This window comes from Pseudarthrobacter xylosi, from assembly GCF_055412765.1.
In genome coordinates this window covers 382,063-398,687 of sequence record NZ_JBVAYT010000003.1, presented here as the reverse complement: position 1 = coordinate 398,687, position 16,625 = coordinate 382,063, and the positions used below count along the sequence as shown (strand labels likewise).

14 protein-coding genes are annotated in these 16,625 nt (G+C 64.3%); 11 read left to right on the top strand and 3 right to left on the bottom strand.

The genetic code is table 11. The features are described from left to right. The first annotated feature begins 79 nt into the window (after window positions 1–79). The gene (gene pdxS / locus ACZY1F_RS09365) at window positions 80–1,006 is read left to right on the top strand and encodes a pyridoxal 5'-phosphate synthase lyase subunit PdxS (RefSeq protein ID WP_463914684.1); all 927 of its coding nucleotides are present in this window, start codon (window positions 80–82) and stop codon (window positions 1,004–1,006) included. Between the two features lie 87 nt (window positions 1,007–1,093). Here pdxS and ACZY1F_RS09360 read toward each other — a convergent pair whose 3' ends face one another. After that, window positions 1,094–3,106: a M3 family metallopeptidase gene (locus ACZY1F_RS09360; RefSeq protein ID WP_463941451.1), complete on the bottom strand. Its 2,013-nt coding sequence runs from the start codon at window positions 3,104–3,106 to the stop codon at window positions 1,094–1,096. Between the two features lie 84 nt (window positions 3,107–3,190). Here ACZY1F_RS09360 and ACZY1F_RS09355 point away from each other — a divergent pair, with 84 nt between their 5' ends. Next, a complete protein-coding gene (locus ACZY1F_RS09355; RefSeq protein WP_463941450.1) occupies window positions 3,191–4,462 on the top strand; it encodes a CapA family protein in 1,272 nt (423 codons plus the stop codon). Between the two features lie 66 nt (window positions 4,463–4,528). Here ACZY1F_RS09355 and ACZY1F_RS09350 read toward each other — a convergent pair whose 3' ends face one another. Both ACZY1F_RS09350 and ACZY1F_RS09345 read right to left on the bottom strand, forming a co-directional pair. After that, entirely contained in the window at window positions 4,529–5,296 is a 768-nt protein-coding gene (locus tag ACZY1F_RS09350) for a type 1 glutamine amidotransferase (RefSeq protein WP_463941449.1), read from the bottom strand. Then, window positions 5,293–6,585 (bottom strand): MurT ligase domain-containing protein, encoded by a 1,293-nt coding sequence (locus ACZY1F_RS09345; protein ID WP_463941448.1) that lies wholly within the window; start codon window positions 6,583–6,585, stop codon window positions 5,293–5,295. The genes ACZY1F_RS09350 and ACZY1F_RS09345 overlap by 4 nt, the downstream gene beginning before the upstream one ends. A gap of 91 nt (window positions 6,586–6,676) precedes the next feature. On the opposite strand from ACZY1F_RS09345, the gene pdxT reads away from it, so the two are divergent. The 9 genes from pdxT to ACZY1F_RS09300 all read left to right on the top strand — a co-directional run bounded on the left by pdxT (window position 6,677) and on the right by ACZY1F_RS09300 (window position 16,573). Beyond that, window positions 6,677–7,387 (top strand): pyridoxal 5'-phosphate synthase glutaminase subunit PdxT, encoded by a 711-nt coding sequence (gene pdxT / locus ACZY1F_RS09340; RefSeq protein ID WP_463941447.1) that lies wholly within the window; start codon window positions 6,677–6,679, stop codon window positions 7,385–7,387. A 3-nt stretch (window positions 7,388–7,390) separates the two neighbouring features. Further along, window positions 7,391–8,146 (top strand): YebC/PmpR family DNA-binding transcriptional regulator, encoded by a 756-nt coding sequence (locus tag ACZY1F_RS09335; RefSeq protein WP_463941446.1) that lies wholly within the window; start codon window positions 7,391–7,393, stop codon window positions 8,144–8,146. 35 nt (window positions 8,147–8,181) lie between these two features. Next, on the top strand, window positions 8,182–8,760 hold the full coding sequence (gene ruvC, locus ACZY1F_RS09330; RefSeq protein ID WP_463941445.1) for a crossover junction endodeoxyribonuclease RuvC: 579 nt from the start codon (window positions 8,182–8,184) through the stop codon (window positions 8,758–8,760). Between the two features lie 90 nt (window positions 8,761–8,850). Beyond that, window positions 8,851–9,495 carry a Holliday junction branch migration protein RuvA gene (gene ruvA / locus ACZY1F_RS09325; protein ID WP_463941444.1) on the top strand — a complete coding sequence of 215 codons (645 nt, stop codon included), beginning with the start codon at window positions 8,851–8,853 and terminating at the stop codon, window positions 9,493–9,495. Beyond that, complete coding sequence (gene ruvB / locus ACZY1F_RS09320) at window positions 9,488–10,582, top strand: Holliday junction branch migration DNA helicase RuvB (protein WP_463941443.1); 1,095 nt, start codon at window positions 9,488–9,490, stop codon at window positions 10,580–10,582. The genes ruvA and ruvB overlap by 8 nt, the downstream gene beginning before the upstream one ends. A gap of 181 nt (window positions 10,583–10,763) precedes the next feature. Continuing rightward, window positions 10,764–11,153: a preprotein translocase subunit YajC gene (gene yajC, locus ACZY1F_RS09315; RefSeq protein ID WP_463941442.1), complete on the top strand. Its 390-nt coding sequence runs from the start codon at window positions 10,764–10,766 to the stop codon at window positions 11,151–11,153. A gap of 109 nt (window positions 11,154–11,262) precedes the next feature. Then, window positions 11,263–13,020, top strand: a complete 1,758-nt coding sequence (secD, locus tag ACZY1F_RS09310; protein WP_463941441.1) for a protein translocase subunit SecD — start codon at window positions 11,263–11,265, stop codon at window positions 13,018–13,020. Next, window positions 13,020–14,042, top strand: a complete 1,023-nt coding sequence (secF, locus tag ACZY1F_RS09305; protein WP_463941440.1) for a protein translocase subunit SecF — start codon at window positions 13,020–13,022, stop codon at window positions 14,040–14,042. Before secD ends, secF begins: the two co-directional genes overlap by 1 nt. Before the next feature lie 137 nt (window positions 14,043–14,179). After that, on the top strand, window positions 14,180–16,573 hold the full coding sequence (locus ACZY1F_RS09300; RefSeq protein WP_463941439.1) for a RelA/SpoT family protein: 2,394 nt from the start codon (window positions 14,180–14,182) through the stop codon (window positions 16,571–16,573). The last annotated feature ends 52 nt before the right edge of the window (window positions 16,574–16,625 follow it).

The following is a 16,625-nucleotide window of genomic DNA, read 5'->3' as shown; positions in this document are numbered from 1 at the left end:
GCAACCCGGTGCGTGTACTTTCGGCTTCTTGCCGCCCTCACGCCCGGCGAAGATCATCTATCTACCCATAGGGGTTTTTGTGTCTACACCAGATGTAAGCAGCGAAGCCGGTTCGTCCGCGAACAGCGTCACGGGCAGCAACCGCGTCAAGCGCGGCATGGCTGAGATGCTCAAAGGCGGCGTCATCATGGACGTCGTCAACGTTGAACAGGCCCGCATCGCCGAAGACGCCGGTGCCGTTGCAGTGATGGCGCTGGAACGCGTTCCGGCCGATATCCGTGCCCAGGGCGGCGTGTCCCGCATGTCCGATCCGGACATGATCGACAAGATCATCGACGCCGTCTCCGTGCCGGTCATGGCCAAGGCCCGGATCGGCCACTTCGTGGAGGCCCAGGTCCTGCAGTCGTTGGGCGTGGACTACATTGACGAGTCCGAGGTCCTGACCCCGGCCGACTACGTCCACCACATCGACAAGTGGAACTTCAAGGTTCCCTTCGTCTGTGGCGCCACCAACCTTGGTGAGGCGCTGCGCCGCATCAACGAAGGCGCGGCGATGATCCGTTCCAAGGGTGAGGCCGGCACCGGTGACGTCTCCAACGCGACCGGGCACATGCGCCAGATCCGCGCCGAGATCGCCAAGCTCGCGGCCCTGGCCGAGGACGAGCTCTACGTCGCGGCCAAGGAACTGCAGGCCCCGTACGAACTGGTCAAGGAAGTTGCCGCCGCCGGCAAGCTCCCCGTGGTGCTGTTCACCGCGGGCGGCATTGCCACCCCGGCCGACGCTGCGATGATGATGCAGCTCGGCGCTGACGGCGTGTTCGTCGGCTCCGGTATCTTCAAGTCCGGCAACCCGGCCCAGCGTGCCGCAGCCGTCGTGAAGGCCACCACGTTCTTCGATGACCCCGACGTGATCGCCAAGGCCTCTCGCGGCCTGGGCGAAGCCATGGTGGGCATCAACGTCGACGAAATCCCGCAGCCGCACCGCCTCTCCGAGCGCGGCTGGTAACAGCTCCAAGCAGTACGACGGCGGCGGGTCACCTTTGGAAGGTGGCCCGCCGCCGTCGTCGGTGGTTGAGCGTGTCGAAACCCGGTGCTACTCGAGGCCCCGGCGTTTCAGTAGGGGCTCTAGCTTGGCTTCGCGGCCGCGGAGTGCGTGGAAGGATTCCAACGGGTCCCTGCTGTTGCCGCGGGACAGCAGCTCCTGGCGGAAGCGTTCGCCATTGGCGCGCGTTATGCCGCCATTCTCGTTGAACCAGTCCACCGTTTCGGCATCCAGCACCTCACTCCAGATGTACGAGTAATAACCGGCCGCATAGCCGGCTCCGGCGAAGATGTGCTGGAAATAGCCGGTGCGGTATCGCGGCGGGATGAGGGCATGAGCGACGCCCGCGGCGGCGAGGGACTTCGCCTCAAACGCCAGGACGTCATCGGGGATTCCGGTTTCGTCCAGCACATGCCAGGCCAGATCCAGCAACGCAGCACCGAGGTATTCCGTGGTCCCGAAGCCTTCGCCCCAGAGCAGTGAATCGTTCAGTTTGTCCACAACCTGCTGCGGAAGCGGTTCGCCGGTGACATGGTGCCGGGCATAATTTGCAACCACCTCCGGCCACAGAATCCACATCTCGTTGACCTGCGATGGGTATTCCACAAAGTCGCGGGGGACAGAGGTCCCGGCGAACCGCGGATACGTCACGTTCGACAACAAGCCGTGGAGCGCGTGTCCGAACTCGTGGAAAGTGGTGCGCAGTTCGTCCAGCGTCAGGAGCGCGGGCTCGCCTGCCGGGGGCTTGGAGATATTGAGGTTGTTGATCACCACTGGCCGGGTGCCGAGCAGGACGGACTGTTCCACCAGCGAATTCATCCAGGCGCCGCCCCTCTTGGATTCGCGGGTGTAGTAGTCGCCCAGGAACAACCCCAGCCCGCTCCCGTCCTGGTCCCGGACTTCCCAGACGCGGACGTCCGGGTGGTAGCCTGCGAGGTCCAGCCGTTCGTGGAAGGTGATGCCGTAGAGGGACGTGGCGGCGAAGAAGACGCCGTCCCGGAGGACGCGGTCCAGCTCAAAATAGGGGCGGAGTGCCTGCTCGTCCACCGCGTACCTATCCCGCCGCACCTTGGCCGAGTAAAACGCCCAGTCCCAGGCCTCCAGCGGATGCCCTGCCGCCTCGGACAGGGCCGCAGCCTCGGCGTCGGCATTGCGTACCGCGGCCGGGGCCAGCCTGTTCAGCATGGACTGGACCGCCTCAAAATCGCTGGCCGTCTGGCGGTCCACCACGAGCTCGGCATAGTTGGCGAAACCCAGGAGGGCTGCCTTTTCAGCGCGCAGGCCGGCTGTTGACCTAGCCAGTTCCAGGACGTCCAGGCCGCCGCCGTCACTGCCCCGGCCGATGGAGGCTTCAAACAGCCGACGGCGGACGTCCCGGTTTTCGAGGGCAGCCAGGGCGGGCTGGTTGCTGGGCTGGATCAGCGTCAGCAGGAATTTTCCGTTGTGGCCAACGGCGCGGGCCGCCTCAGCGGCACTGGCGACATCGTCGGCTGGCAAACCGGCCAACTCTGCTGCCGTGTCCAGCAGCAGTGCGGCCGATTTCATGGATTCCTTGACCCGCTGGCCAAACTCCGTGCCCAGTTTGGACAGCTCCGCGTTGATTTCCTTTAGCCGTTCCTGGCCCGGCTTGTCGAGCTGGATCCCGGACTGGCGGAACTCCTTTACATACTCCTCCACGAGCCGGACGGACTCAGGGTCGAACCCGGAGGTGTCAATCGCCGCGAACCTGTCGAACAGGGCGCGATTGAGGTAGATCTCGTCCTGATGGGCCGAAATGCGGGGTGAGAGTTCGGTCTCCAGGTCACGGATCTCCTCTGTTGCATCGGCTGAGGCAAGGGTGAAAAAGGATGCCGTGGCCCGTTCGAGCAGTTGTCCGGCCCTCTCCATGGCCACGGCCGTGTTCTCGAAGTTCGCCGGCGCCGGGTTGTCCACGACCGCCTGGATTTCCACCAGATGTTCCGCCAGGCCAGCTTCGATAGCCTCGGCGTAATCGGATGGTCTGATCCGGGCAAAAGGCGGCAACCCATAAGGCAGGGTGCTGGCATTAAGGAGGGGATTCGTCATCTCGCTAACCTTTCATACTGCCGCAGGCTTCTCAACGCGCGGCTTTGCGGAATTTGCGCGACGGCCAGACCTACAATGGCGCCTATGGGGAAAAGGTTGGGCGCTGGTTCGGTGCGCGCTGGTGCTGTTCGTTCCGCCGCTGCCGTGTCCGCCGGCATGCTGGCGGTGACGCTGCTGGCTGGCTGTGGCCTGATCGCCGAACAGACCGCTCCTTCCGCCGGTGCCGCCGCGAGTACCGGTGGCGGGACCGCACAGACGAGCCCGACGGCGACCCCCACTCCGGCGCCCACTCCCACCCCTGGTGCGGGGCCGGCGTGTCCCACGCTGCGCTGCACGTCCGTGCTGGTGACCGGCGACATGCTGGTCCATGCCCAGCTCTGGCAACAGGCCCGCGACGATGCTGCGGCAGCAGGCAAAACAGGCATGGACTTCACCCCACTCCTCGAGGGCCAGCGCAAGTACATCCAAGCCAGCGACCTCGCCATCTGCCATCAGGAAACCCCTGTGGCCGGGCCCGACGGACCTTTCTCGGCGTACCCGTCGTTCAACGTCCCGCCCCAGATCATCACGGCATCCAAAACGGTGGGGTACCAGGCGTGCACCACCGCGAGCAACCACACGATCGACCGGAGCACGGACGGAGTTCTGCGCACCTTGGACGCCCTGGATGCGGCGGGGCTGAAGCACACCGGTTCCTATCGCACTGAAACCGAGTCCCAGGGAATCCTGATCCTGCAGACCAAGGCAGCCAAGATTGCCATCATCCAGGGAACCTACGGGCTCAACGGCCAATACCCTGAATACGCGTGGCAGGTGGACATGCTGGATGCGCCCACCATGATCGCCAAAGCCGTCAAAGCACGGGCCCTCGGTGCGGACATTGTGCTCGGTGCCATGCACGCTGGCGACGAGTATGCCAGCGAAGCCAACGCCCAGCAGCAGGAGGTGGCCCATGCGCTGGTGGACAGCGGCCAGTTCACCATGATCTACGGCCACCACACCCACTCGGTGCTGCCCATCGAAAACTACAAGGGCACCTGGATTGTCTACGGGCTGGGCAACGGGGTCACGGAACTGTCGCCCTGGTATGTGGTGAACAACGAGGGCCTGCTGGTGCGGGCGCAATTCAGCCAGGACGCGGCCGGCAAGTGGACGGCGTCGGACCTCGCCTGGGCTCCGTCGGTGATTGTCCGCGATCCGTACCGCTGGTGTTCCGTGGCAGCCGACGCACCGCAGGGTGTCTGTGCAACACCTGAGGCCGACGCAGCGACGAGGTTGAGGACCGTCACTGTGGTGGACTCGATGGGCGCGGCCGCTGCGGGTGCGCACGAACTGCTGATCACCAAGGACCCCTGAGGCACGTCGCCGGGGGAACCGCCAGCACGGGGCCATTCAGTACGGCGCAACCCAGCGCATTACCACTCAGCGCGGACGTCGGGCCGCGTGTTCCCTGGCCAGCACGGCGTAGCGGTCATCAGGGCTGCCGGCAACAAACGCCCCGAACTTGCGTTCGGCGGCGGTCCTGATGAGGAAGTCGGCGATGGCGGGGTTCTTGGGCAGCAGCGAACCGTGCAGGTAGCTGGCCACCACATTCTTGTAGCGCGCCCCCTCGTGGCCGTCGCTGCTGTTGTTGCCGGTGCCCTTGGCCACGGTGCCGAGCGGCCGGACGCCGGCACCCAGGGTGGTCTGCCCGCTGTGGTTCTCGTAGCCCAGGACCTCGCCGAACTCGGGGGTGGCCACCTTGACGTTGCCGATCAGGCGTTCGTCGGTGCCGTGTGTTTCCACGTCCAGGACGCCGATCCCCGGGATGACCGTACCCAAGCGGGTCTTGAAGAAGCGTCCGAACAGCTGATACAGCCCGCAGATCACCAGCATCGGCGCGCCATCCTCCGCCAGCCCGGTCAGGACGCCGGAGCGTGAGTGCAGGTCATCCTGGATGACCAGCTGGCCGCTGTCCTGCCCGCCGCCGCCCACGATGAGGTCCACATCGGCGGGAAATTCGTCGCCGACGTTGTACTCCAGCAGCTCCGGGGTGTAGCCGTGCCAGCTGATCCGCTGCTTGATCACCAGGGCATTGCCCCAGTCCCCGTAAATGTTCATGTCCCGCGGGTAGAGCTGCAGGACGCGGATGGTGCCCTTGGAATTCTGTTCGACGCCGTCCGGCGCAATGCCGGTTGATTCAGCGGTCATGAGACCACCTCCACTGTGGTGATTTTGGACAGCTCGCGGCGGATGGCCAGCATGGCTGTGTAGGTGCAGAAGATCCGCTTCGGTTTGCCCTTGGCCTCACGGATGAACGCGGCCAGTGCGGGCGCGATGTCCGGCTGGACGCCGCCGATCCGGACGTCGTCATATTGCAGCCGCAGCGCCATGTCGTAGGCCCGGGACCCGGTCAGCTGGTCCACGCCGCCGTCGCGGAGCGAATCGAATTCCACGTCCCACAGCCAGGACATGTCCCGGCCGTCGGCGTAGTTGTCATTGATGGCGATCATGGTGGCGTAGCCGACCGCGGGGAAGGACTTCAGTCCCAGCCGGAAACCGCTCGGGTTTTTGACCAGCACGAGGTCCAGCGGCTGGCCGTCCACCGTGAGGCTTTCGCCGCGGCCGAACGCCGGCTCCACCTGGGACAGCGCGGTGAGCAGGGTGGCGTGGTCGGCGGTGGCGGCACCGCTGCCACAGATGCTGCGGGCCAGCGTCAGTGCCGCTGCCGCATTAAAGATGTTGTAGACGCCGCGGAGCTTCATCCCGGTGGTGACCGTGGCGCCGTCGTACTCAAAATCGGCGGTGTCCGGCCCCACTTTGCGGAGAACGACGTCGGCCGCTGGCTTATGGGGGAGCGCTGCGGGGGCGGGGCTGCCGGGCGCTGCCCGCATGTCGTCGTCGTTGGGAAAGGTGCTGAGGAGCGAATCGTCCAGGCCAAAGTACTGGACGTCCTGGCCGGTGAGGGTTTCCGCGATGCGGGCAACCCTCGGATCCTCCCGGTTGAGGACTACTGTTCCGGTGGTTTTGTCGGCGATGTGCTGCAGCAGCTGGGCCGTTTTGTCGATCTCGCCGAACCGGTCCAACTGGTCGCGCAGGACGTTGAGCAGGAGGCTGTACCGGGGCGGAACACGGTTCACAAAATGCACGGCGTGGGCTTCGTCGAGCTCCAGGACGGCGACATCGGCCGTGAGCCTGCCGCGCCAGTCCACCTCGCCCAACAGGGCGGCCGCCACACCGCGGGTGAAATTGCTGCCGGTGCGGTTGGTGAAGACCTTCAGGCCCTGGCTCTCCAGCAGTTCCACCACCATTTTTGTGGTGGTGGTTTTGCCGTTGGTTCCGCTCACCACAGCAACGCCGTGGGGGAGCGTGGCGAGCGTCCGCTGTATAAAGCCGGGATCGATTTTCTCGACCACCAGCCCAGGCAGGGCGGACCCCCCGCCCCTGAGCCGGGAGACCCGGCGGACCAGCTTGCCGAGCGGAACACTGATGTAAAGCATGCTCTGTAATATATCCCAGCAACGGCATAGAACCCTTCCCGGGAAGCGCTTCCGGCGCCGCCTCGGGCGCCGCGCACATTATGCTGATTGGATGACAAACCCCCTTTCGGTTGCTTCTGCACGCGTGGGCTCGGGTCTGCGGATCGGCGTCCTGGCACTTCAGGGCGACTTCCGCGAACACCTCCGGGCAGTGGAAACTGCCGGCGCCATCGGCGTCGGAATCCGCCGGCCTTCCGAACTGGCTGGCCTGGACGGCCTCATCATTCCTGGCGGCGAATCCACGGCGATCGACAAGTTGGCCCGCGCTTTTGACTTGGCCGGACCGTTGAAGGACCGGATCCGAGACGGACTGCCGGTCTACGGTTCCTGCGCCGGCATGATCCTGCTCGCTGAAGAGATCGCCGACCCGGCCACGGACCTGGCCGGCAACCCGCAGCAGACCTTCGGTGGCCTGGACATCACCGTGCGGCGCAACGCCTTCGGCCGCCAGCGAGAGTCGTTCGAAACGGACCTTGACTTCAAGGGCCTGGACTTCAGCGCCACGGAATCCGGCGTTGCCCCCGTGCATGCGGTGTTCATCCGCGGACCTTGGGTGGAACGCGTCGGAGCCGGCGTGGAGATCTTGGCCCAGGTTGAGCCCGCCGACCCGGAGCACGCCTCCCATGCGGCCAGCCTGCCGGGGACAGCTAGAATTGTTGCAGTGCGTTCCGGCCACCTGCTGGCCACCTCCTTCCACCCGGAAGTGACTGGGGAGAAACGCGTACATGAACTTTTTATCCGCATGATCAGAGGAGACGCGTAAAGCATGTCTGGACACTCCAAATGGGCAACAACGAAGCACAAGAAGGCCATTCTTGATAGCCGCCGTGCCAAGTCGTTTGCCAAGCTGATCAAAAAACTCGAAGTTGCCGCCCGCATGGGTGGACCGGACCTCCAAGGCAACCCGGGCCTGGAACTCGCAGTCACCAAGGCCAAGAAGACCTCGGTGCCCGCCGACAACATCGACCGTGCCATCAAGCGTGGCGCCGGCCTCACCGGTGAAGTGGTTGACTACACCGAGATCATGTACGAATGCCGCGGCCCGCAGGGTTCGGCGCTGCTGATCGAGTGCCTGACGGACAACAAGAACCGCGCAGCCTCCGAGGTCCGCCTGGCCATTTCCCGCAACGGCGGCACCATCGCCGATCCGGGTTCGGTCAGCTACCTCTTCAGCCGCAAGGGCGTCGTCTCGCTGCCGAAGAACGGCCTGAGCGAGGACGACGTCCTGATGGCAGTCCTCGACGCCGGAGCCGAGGAAGTCAAGGACAACGGCGACAGCTTCGAGATCCACTCCGAGCCAACCGACCTCCAGGCCATCCGGGATGCCCTCAAGGAAGCCGGGATGGAGTACGAGACCGATGAAGCCGAGTTTGTGCCGTCCATGCAGGTGCCGCTGGACCTCGATGCCGCCAAGAAATTCATGAAGCTCGTGGACGCCCTGGAAGAGCTCGACGACGTCCAGAACGTCTACAGCAATGCCGACCTCAGCGACGAAGTCCAGGCCGCCCTGGAAGCTGAATGACCTTCCGCTTTGTGGCCTAGGGCGGATGTCTCAGGGTGACCCTGCGCGTATTGGGCGTTGACCCGGGCCTCACCCGCTGCGGCATCGGAGTGGTCGACGTCGAACGGAACCGGCGGGCCACCATGGTGGCAGTCGGGGTGGTGGGTACCTCTCCCGAGGAGACCCTGGATCAGCGCCTGCTGGTGATTGCCTTGGCCATCGACGAGTGGCTGGACCGCTACGAACCGCACGTGCTCGCCGTCGAACGCGTATTCTCCCAGCTCAACGTCAGCACGGTGATGGGGGTGGCGCAGGCCTCCGGAGTGGTGATTGCTGCCGCCGCACGGCGCGGGATCCCGGTGGCACTGCATACGCCGTCGGAAGTGAAAGCGGCCGTGACCGGCAGCGGCACGTCCAACAAGGAAGCCGTGACCAAACTCGTCACGAAAATCCTCCGGCTGGACGCGCCACCGCGGCCGGCGGATGCTGCAGACGCCCTGGCACTTGCCATCACGCATGCCTGGCGGGCCGGCAGCGGCGCTGCCGTGGCCACCACCGGCCCCGGCAGCCTGTCGCTGACGCCGGCCCAAAGCGCGTGGGCCGACGCCGAGGCGAAAGCGCGCCGCGGACGCTGAATGTCTGCTGCGCTTGCTAGGGTATTCGTAGATATGTTCGGATAGCCGGTCCTGCTCCCAGGAGCCCGGCAGTACACCAGGAGCCCGGCTTTGATCAGTTTCCTTCGCGGAACCGTTGCGCACGTTGGCCTTTCCACCGCCGTCATCGACCTCAACGGGGCGGGCATGAGCGTCAACGCCACGCCGCAGACCCTCAGCCGCCTCCGCACCGGCGAGGAAGGCAAGCTCTTCACCTCGCTGATCGTGCGCGAGGATTCGCTCACCCTGTTCGGTTTTGCCTCCGACGATGAACGCGAAGTTTTTGACGTCCTGTTGAGTGTCAGCGGCGTAGGCCCGCGGCTCGCATTGGCGGTGCTCGCCGTACACGAGCCTGAAGCGATCCGGGTTGCTGCCCACACAAGTGACAGCAAAACGTTCACAAAGGTACCAGGCATCGGCCCCAAGGTGGCCGGGCGGATAGTGCTGGAACTGGCCGGCAAGCTGGTGCCGCACGGTACGGCAGGTGTCGCCGGCGCGTCCACCCCGGCCGAAGCAGCCTGGAAGCCCCAGGTGGTGGCGGCCATGACCAGCCTCGGCTGGTCGGAAAAGGATGCCGCTGCGAGCATCGAGAAGGCTCTTGCGGACGATCCCGAGGTGGAATTCCGTGGCAATGTGGCCGAAATCCTTCGGACCACGCTGCGCTGGCTGGGCCAGGACGGCGCGAGGGCCGGCAACCGCGTAGGCAGCCGTGGCTGAGCCTTCAGTGGTGGCGGCGGGGGAGGAACCCGAGGAACGGGTGATCGAAGCCGCCCTCCGGCCGAAGAACCTGGATGACTTCGTGGGCCAGCACCGGGTCCGCAGGCAGCTCTCCCTGGTCCTGCAGGCCTCCCGGATGCGGGGACGCAGCGCGGACCACGTACTGTTCTCCGGCCCTCCAGGCTTGGGCAAAACCACCCTTGCCATGATCGTGGCTGCTGAAATGAACGCGCCACTGCGGATCAGCAGCGGTCCGGCCATCCAGCACGCCGGCGACCTCGCCGCGATCCTCTCCTCGCTTTCCGAAGGGGAGGTCCTGTTCCTGGACGAGATCCACCGGATGTCACGGCCGGCAGAGGAAATGCTCTACATGGCCATGGAGGATTTCCGTGTGGACATCGTGGTGGGCAAAGGCGCAGGGGCCACCGCCATCCCGTTGGAGCTTCCGCCCTTCACCCTGGTAGGCGCCACCACACGCGCCGGTCTGCTGCCCGGCCCGCTCAGGGACAGGTTCGGGTTCACCGGGCACCTGGAGTTTTACAGTGTGGCCGAGCTGGAACTGGTGCTCAGGCGCTCCGCCGGCCTGCTGGACCTCAAGGTCAATTCCGCGGGTTTCAGCGAGATTGCCGGCCGGTCCCGGGGTACCCCGCGTATCGCCAACCGCCTGCTCCGCCGCGTCCGCGACTGGGCGCTCGTGCATGGGATTGAGCAGATTGACGCCCGCGCCGCTTCCGCTGCCCTGGACATGTACGAAGTGGACAAGCGCGGCCTTGACCGGCTGGACCGGGCAGTCCTGGAAGCACTCATAACGAAGTTCGGCGGGGGACCCGTAGGACTTTCCACCCTTGCCATTGCGGTGGGGGAAGAGACCGAGACTGTGGAAACGGTGGCGGAGCCGTTCCTGGTGCGCGAAGGCCTGCTGGGCCGGACGCCCCGGGGCCGCATTGCCATGGCTCCGGCCTGGACCCACTTGGGCTTCGCCATACCTGCCGGGGTTTTCGGGCAGGAGCCGCTGGATCTGTTCGAAGCGGACCCGGACCCGGACAGCGCGGAGTCCGCGGCCGAATGGGCGCCGAACGGTCAATAGCACTGTCCTCCCAGCTTTTCCCTTTAGACTGGTATGACACCCGGCACGTTCGGGTCTGTGTTCCCGCCACGGCTCCGAGAAGCCGTGGCCTGCCAGGCATGATTTCTGCAACGGGGAACGACGCGGACGCTGCCGAACACCCGATACGCCAGTACAGAACGGAATCTTCCCTGTGGATCCAATGAACATCGTCTTGTTCGCAATGCTCGGAATCTTTATCTTCATGATGTTCCGCCGCAACAAGAAGACCAAGGAGCAGCAGGCAACGCTGCAGTCCCAGTTCGAGCCCGGTGTTGAGGTCATGACGAGCTTCGGACTCTTTGGCCGGATTGTCTCCATGGACGACGCCGAGAACAAGGTTGTCCTGGAACTCTCGCCCGGAAACCTGGCCACCGTCCACCGGCAGGCCGTGACCAAGATTGTGGAGCCGCCCGTCGAAGCCGAAGCTCCGGCCGTACCGGATGACGCTTCCTCCCTGACCGCTGAAGAAGCGGGCACCCCGGCAGCATCCGCCGAAACCCCGGATGAGACCCTGAAGCGCCTCAACGACGAGGGCAAGAAGGACAACTAGTCCGCCGCACGGCAGCCCGCGTTACAACACCTCTACGGCTGGGGACAACCGCCGGTGGGACTGATAGCTCCCGCCGGTGGTTCCTCCGTAAATAAGAGAAAGATTTACAATGGCACGAACTGGCCCCAACAACTCAGGCCTGAGGGTACTGGTGTGGCTCGGAGTAGTCCTCGCCGTGCTGACCGCCGTCCTGGCCGGCGGCAGCCTTGCCGGACAGGCAAGCTGGGCACCCAAACTGGCACTGGACCTCGAGGGTGGCACCCAGATGATCCTGGCGCCCAAGGTTGAGGGCGGTTCGGACATCAATGAAGAGCAGCTCAACCAGGCCGTAGCGATCATCCGCCAGCGTGTGGATGGTTCAGGTGTTGCCGAAGCGGAGATCAGCACGCAGTCCGGCCGCAACGTAGTGGTCAGCCTTCCGGGAACGCCCACGAAGGAAACCCGCGACCTGATCCAGGCCTCCGCGGACATGAACTTCCGCCCGGTGCTGCTCAACGGAGACGGCGCGCCCGTCCCCACGGAATCCCTCACGCCCGAGGACCAGCTTCCGAAGCCCACGGCAGAACCCGCCAACGGCAGCGACATCAACTGGATCACCGCGGACATCTACCGCCAGTTCGAAACCATGGACTGCAACAATCCTGCGCCGGAGAGCCCCGAAGCCTCCGATCCCGCCAAGCCCCTCGTTACCTGTGAACCGGCAACTGAGACCACGCCTGCCATCAAATACATCCTGGGACCGGTAGAGGTCAAGGGCGGCAACATCGTCACGTCCTCCTTCCAGCTGCAGCAGGGTGCGCAGGGCGCTGTGACCAATGACTGGGCCGTCAACATCCAGTTCGACGACGAAGGTACCGCTAAGTTCAAGACGGTCACCGAGCGCCTGAACCAGTTCTACGTGGCAGCAGGCGGCGAGACCGGCAGCGACCCCAAGGCGCAGTTCGCCATCGTCCTTGACGACCAGGTCATTTCCGCGCCGCGTTCGCAGGCAGTCATCACCGACGGACGTCCGCAGATCACCGGCGGGTTTACCGAGCAGTCAGCGAAGGCACTCTCAGATCAGCTCCGCTTCGGCGCGCTCCCCATCAGCTTCGAGATCCAGAGCGACCAGCAGATCTCCGCAACCCTGGGTGGCGAACAGCTGCGTATGGGCCTCCTCGCGGGCATCATTGGCTTGCTCCTCGTGGTGGTGTACTCACTCTTCCAGTACCGGGCCTTGGGCCTGGTGACCATTGCGTCGCTAGTGGTGGCCGGCGCCCTCACCTATCTGGCCATTGCCCTGTTGGGCTGGACTGAAAACTACCGGCTTTCCCTTGCCGGCGTGGCCGGCCTCATCGTCGCCATCGGCCAGACAGCGGACTCGTTCATCGTTTACTTTGAACGTATCCGCGATGAACTCCGCGAAGGCCGTGGGCTTGTCTCCGCGGTGGAGAACGGCTGGAAGCGGGCCAAGCGCACTGTCCTGGCATCCAAGGCCGTGAACCTGCTGGCGGCCCTGGTGCTCTACTTTGTGGCCGTCGGCAACGTCCGCGGGTTCGCATTCACGCTGGGTCTGACGGCCATTGCCGACCTCATCGTGGTCTTTATGTTCACGCACCCCACCCTGCAGCTCCTGGCGCGAACCAAGTTCTTCGGGGAGGGCCACCGGCTCTCCGGCCTTGACCCCAAGCGGCTCGGTGTTTTGCCGCTCTACCGCGGCGCCGGACGCCTGCGCACGCCTGAGGACAAGCCTTCCGTAGTCCGGGCCAAGAACACCGGAGCGGCCGCCGAGGCTGAACGACGCATGACCATCGCAGAACGCCGCCTCGCGGAAAAGCAGGAGCAGCTCACCAGCTCCTCCAAGAGCGCAGCCAAGGAGAACAAGTAATGTCCAGCAGCTTCGCCAATTTCGGCAACGAGCTCTACACCGGGAAGCGCTCCTACAACTTCGTCAGTGCCAAGAAACTGTGGTTCATCATCGCGGCGGTGGCGGTGGCACTGTCAATCCTCATCCCGGTTGCCAAGGGCGGCTTCAACCTTGGCATCGAATTCCGCGGCGGATCGGAGTTCACCGTTTCCAACGTGCAGAGCACCGACTCGGCCCTTGGTGAAAAGGTTGTTGAAGACGTTGTGGCCGGCAGCGTTCCGCGGGTGGCCAACGTCGCCGGCACCACCATGCGGATCCAGACGGACAAGCTCACGGACGACGAGACCCTCAGGATCAAGGAGGGCCTCACATCGGCCTACGGCGTCACTGACAACGAGGTGACCTCAACTTTTATCGGGCCCACCTGGGGTGCGGATGTCACGAAGCAGGCCCTGATCGGCCTGGTCGTCTTTGTGGCGCTGGCCGCAGTGCTGATGGCGCTGTACTTCCGGACCTGGAAGATGTCGCTGTCCGCGATGGCTGGAATGCTGGTGACGATGTTCATCACAGCGGGCGTGTATGCCCTCAGCGACTTCGAGGTGACGCCGTCTGCCATCATCGGGTTCCTGACGGTGCTCAGCTACTCGCTGTATGACACGGTGGTTGTCTTCGACAAAATCCGTGAAAACACTGCTGATATTGATGGGTCCACCCGCCGCACTTTCGGTGAGGAAGTAAACCTCGCCGTCAACCAGACCCTGGTGCGCTCCATCAACACCATGATGGTGGCCATCCTGCCGGTCGGCGCCATTCTGTTCATCGGTGCCGGCCTTCTGGGGGCGGGCACCTTGCGGGACCTGTCGCTGGCCCTGTTCGTCGGAATCCTGATCGGCACGGCTGCGACCATATTTATCGCCGCCCCGATGTATGCCTGGCTGCGCCAGACCGAACCTGAACTGGTGAAGCAGGCCAAACGCGTGGAACAACGCAGGTCCGCGAACAACGCCAAGACCGAAGAATCGGCTGCGCCCGCAGGAGCCTGACCCATCACACCACAGCGGGCCGGGCGGCGTCGGAATTCCGGCGTCGCCCGGCCCGTTTCGCATTTAGGCGCCGGTTACATAAGTGAACTGGCGGGGGAATAGACTGAGGTAATTAAACAGTCGTGAGGGGTGCTTCATTGGAAGAACGTTCGGCGTCGGTGCCAACGGCAGGCGGGGATAACAGCCCGGGCCACGGAGTTCAGACCGGGCTGACCGCTTCCGCACGTCCGGCGCCGGTTGTTCCAGTAGACAATTCGGGCGCCCGCCCTACATTTCCCGGCCGACGCGAGCGGACGCGCTCCCGGCTGGCGCGGCTGACCGGGCGCGGCACGGCAACCTATTCGCCCATTCTTGAGCCGCTGCTGCGTACCGTCCGCGCGAACAACCCTAAAGAAGACTTTGACCTCATCCAGCGCGCCTTTGAGGTGGCCGAGGAGAGCCACCGCGGGCAGAAGCGCAAGAGCGGTGATCCATACATCACCCACCCAGTGGCAGTAGCCACCATCCTTGCTGAGCTGGGCCTTAGCGGAACCACCTTGGCCGCGGCCCTGCTGCACGACACAGTCGAGGACACTCCCTACACCCTTGCGGACCTCAAAAGAGACTTCGGTCCTGAGGTTGCCATGCTGGTGGATGGCGTCACCAAGCTGGACAAAGTCAGCTTTGGTGAAGCCGCGCAGTCCGAGACCGTCCGCAAGATGGTTGTGGCCATGGCCAAGGACATTCGCGTCCTCATGATCAAGCTCGCGGACAGGCTCCACAACGCCCGGACCTGGCGGTTCGTCTCCGCAGAGTCCTCGGCACGAAAAGCCCGTGAAACCCTGGAAATATTCGCGCCACTGGCCCACCGCCTGGGTATGAATACCATCAAGTGGGAGTTGGAGGACCTGTCCTTCGCGGCCCTCTACCCGAAGGTCTATGAGGAAATCGTCCGGATGGTGGGCGACCGTACCCCGGAACGGGAGAAGAGCCTCGGCGTCATCCGGGACCAGATCACCGACGACCTCCGGACCGCCCGGATCAAAGCCACCATTACGGGCAGGCCGAAACACTACTACTCGATTTACCAGAAGATGATCGTTCGGGACAAGGATTTCGACGACATCAACGACCTCATGGGTGTCCGCGTGCTCGTCGATTCGGTCCGGGACTGCTACGCCGCCCTTGGCACCATGCATTCGCGCTGGAACCCGTTGCCGGGCCGTTTCAAAGACTACATTGCCATGCCCAAGTTCAACATGTACCAGTCACTGCACACCACGGTGATCGGCCCCGGCGGCAAGCCCGTTGAGATCCAGATCAGGACCCACGAAATGCACCGCCGGGCTGAATACGGTGTGGCCGCCCACTGGAAGTACAAGGATCAGCCCAACCGTACCGCAGTGGGGCCGGGCAGCCCCCGCGACGGCGATATGGGTTGGCTGAGGTCCCTGGTTGACTGGCAGCAGGAGACGTCCGACCCGGGGGAGTTCCTGGACTCGCTGCGGTTTGAGATCAACGCCCGCGAAGTCTTCGTCTTTACCCCCAAGGGCGAGGTCATGGCCCTGCCTGCCGGATCGACTCCGGTGGATTTTGCGTACTCGGTCCACACAGAAGTGGGGCACCGTACCATCGGCGCGCGGGTCAACGGCAAGCTCGTTCCCTTGAATAGCGAGCTGAACCACGGCGACTGGGTGGAGATCTTCACCTCTAAGGCCGAAGGCGCCGGTCCCAGCCAGGACTGGCAGCACTTCGTCAAGAGTGCCCGCGCGCGGAACAAGATCCGTCAGTGGTTCAGCAAGGAACGGCGCGAAGAAGCAATCGACCGCGGTAAGGAACTGCTGACCCGGGCCATGCGGAAGCAGAACCTGCCCCTGCAGCGACTGATGACGCACGAGGCGCTTGCGGCGGTGGCCGCGGAGTTCAAGTACCTTGACATCTCCGGCCTCTACGCCGGCGTAGGCGACGGCCATACGTCAGCGCAGTCGGTCATGGAGAAACTCGTTGAAAGCCTGGGCGGCAACGAGAGCACTGACGACGACATCACTGAAGTCAGCATTCCTACGCAGGTGGCCAAAACCAAGTTCTCCGATTCCGGCGTAGTAGTGCGCGGCGTTGGCGATGTCTGGGTGAAGCTCGCGCGCTGTTGCACGCCCGTTCCGCCGGACCCGATTCTGGGCTTTGTCACCCGTGGCTCCGGTGTTTCGGTGCACCGTACGGACTGCACCAACATTTCGGATCTCAGGGACCAGCCCGACAGGATCGTCGAAGTGGACTGGGCACCCACCCAGTCAAGTGTTTTCCTGGTGGAGATCCAGGTTGAGGCGCTGGACCGGAAGTCCCTGCTCTCGGACGTCACCCGCGTCCTGTCCGAGAACCACGTCAACATTCTGGCGGCCAGCGTTAACACCTCCACCGATAGGGTGGCCATCTCCAGGTTCGCCTTCGAGATGGGCGACCCCAAGTACCTCAGCCACGTCCTCAGTGCCGTGCGGCGCATCGACGGCGTGTTTGACGTCTACCGGACCACCGGCAACAAGCGCCGGAGCTAGCAGAGCCAGCTTTTCCAGTGCAGCCCGTTTGTGCGGGACCCTGGGGCTGGCT

Coding starts and splice junctions, on each gene's coding strand:
- ACZY1F_RS09360 (WP_463941451.1), bottom strand. CDS start 3,106: ATGACGAATCCCCTCCTTAATGCCAGCACCCTGCCTTATGGGTTGCCG.
- ACZY1F_RS09355 (WP_463941450.1), top strand. CDS start 3,191: ATGGGGAAAAGGTTGGGCGCTGGTTCGGTGCGCGCTGGTGCTGTTCGT.
- ACZY1F_RS09350 (WP_463941449.1), bottom strand. CDS start 5,296: ATGACCGCTGAATCAACCGGCATTGCGCCGGACGGCGTCGAACAGAAT.
- ACZY1F_RS09345 (WP_463941448.1), bottom strand. CDS start 6,585: ATGCTTTACATCAGTGTTCCGCTCGGCAAGCTGGTCCGCCGGGTCTCC.
- pdxT (WP_463941447.1), top strand. CDS start 6,677: ATGACAAACCCCCTTTCGGTTGCTTCTGCACGCGTGGGCTCGGGTCTG.
- ACZY1F_RS09335 (WP_463941446.1), top strand. CDS start 7,391: ATGTCTGGACACTCCAAATGGGCAACAACGAAGCACAAGAAGGCCATT.
- yajC (WP_463941442.1), top strand. CDS start 10,764: ATGAACATCGTCTTGTTCGCAATGCTCGGAATCTTTATCTTCATGATG.
- secD (WP_463941441.1), top strand. CDS start 11,263: ATGGCACGAACTGGCCCCAACAACTCAGGCCTGAGGGTACTGGTGTGG.
- secF (WP_463941440.1), top strand. CDS start 13,020: ATGTCCAGCAGCTTCGCCAATTTCGGCAACGAGCTCTACACCGGGAAG.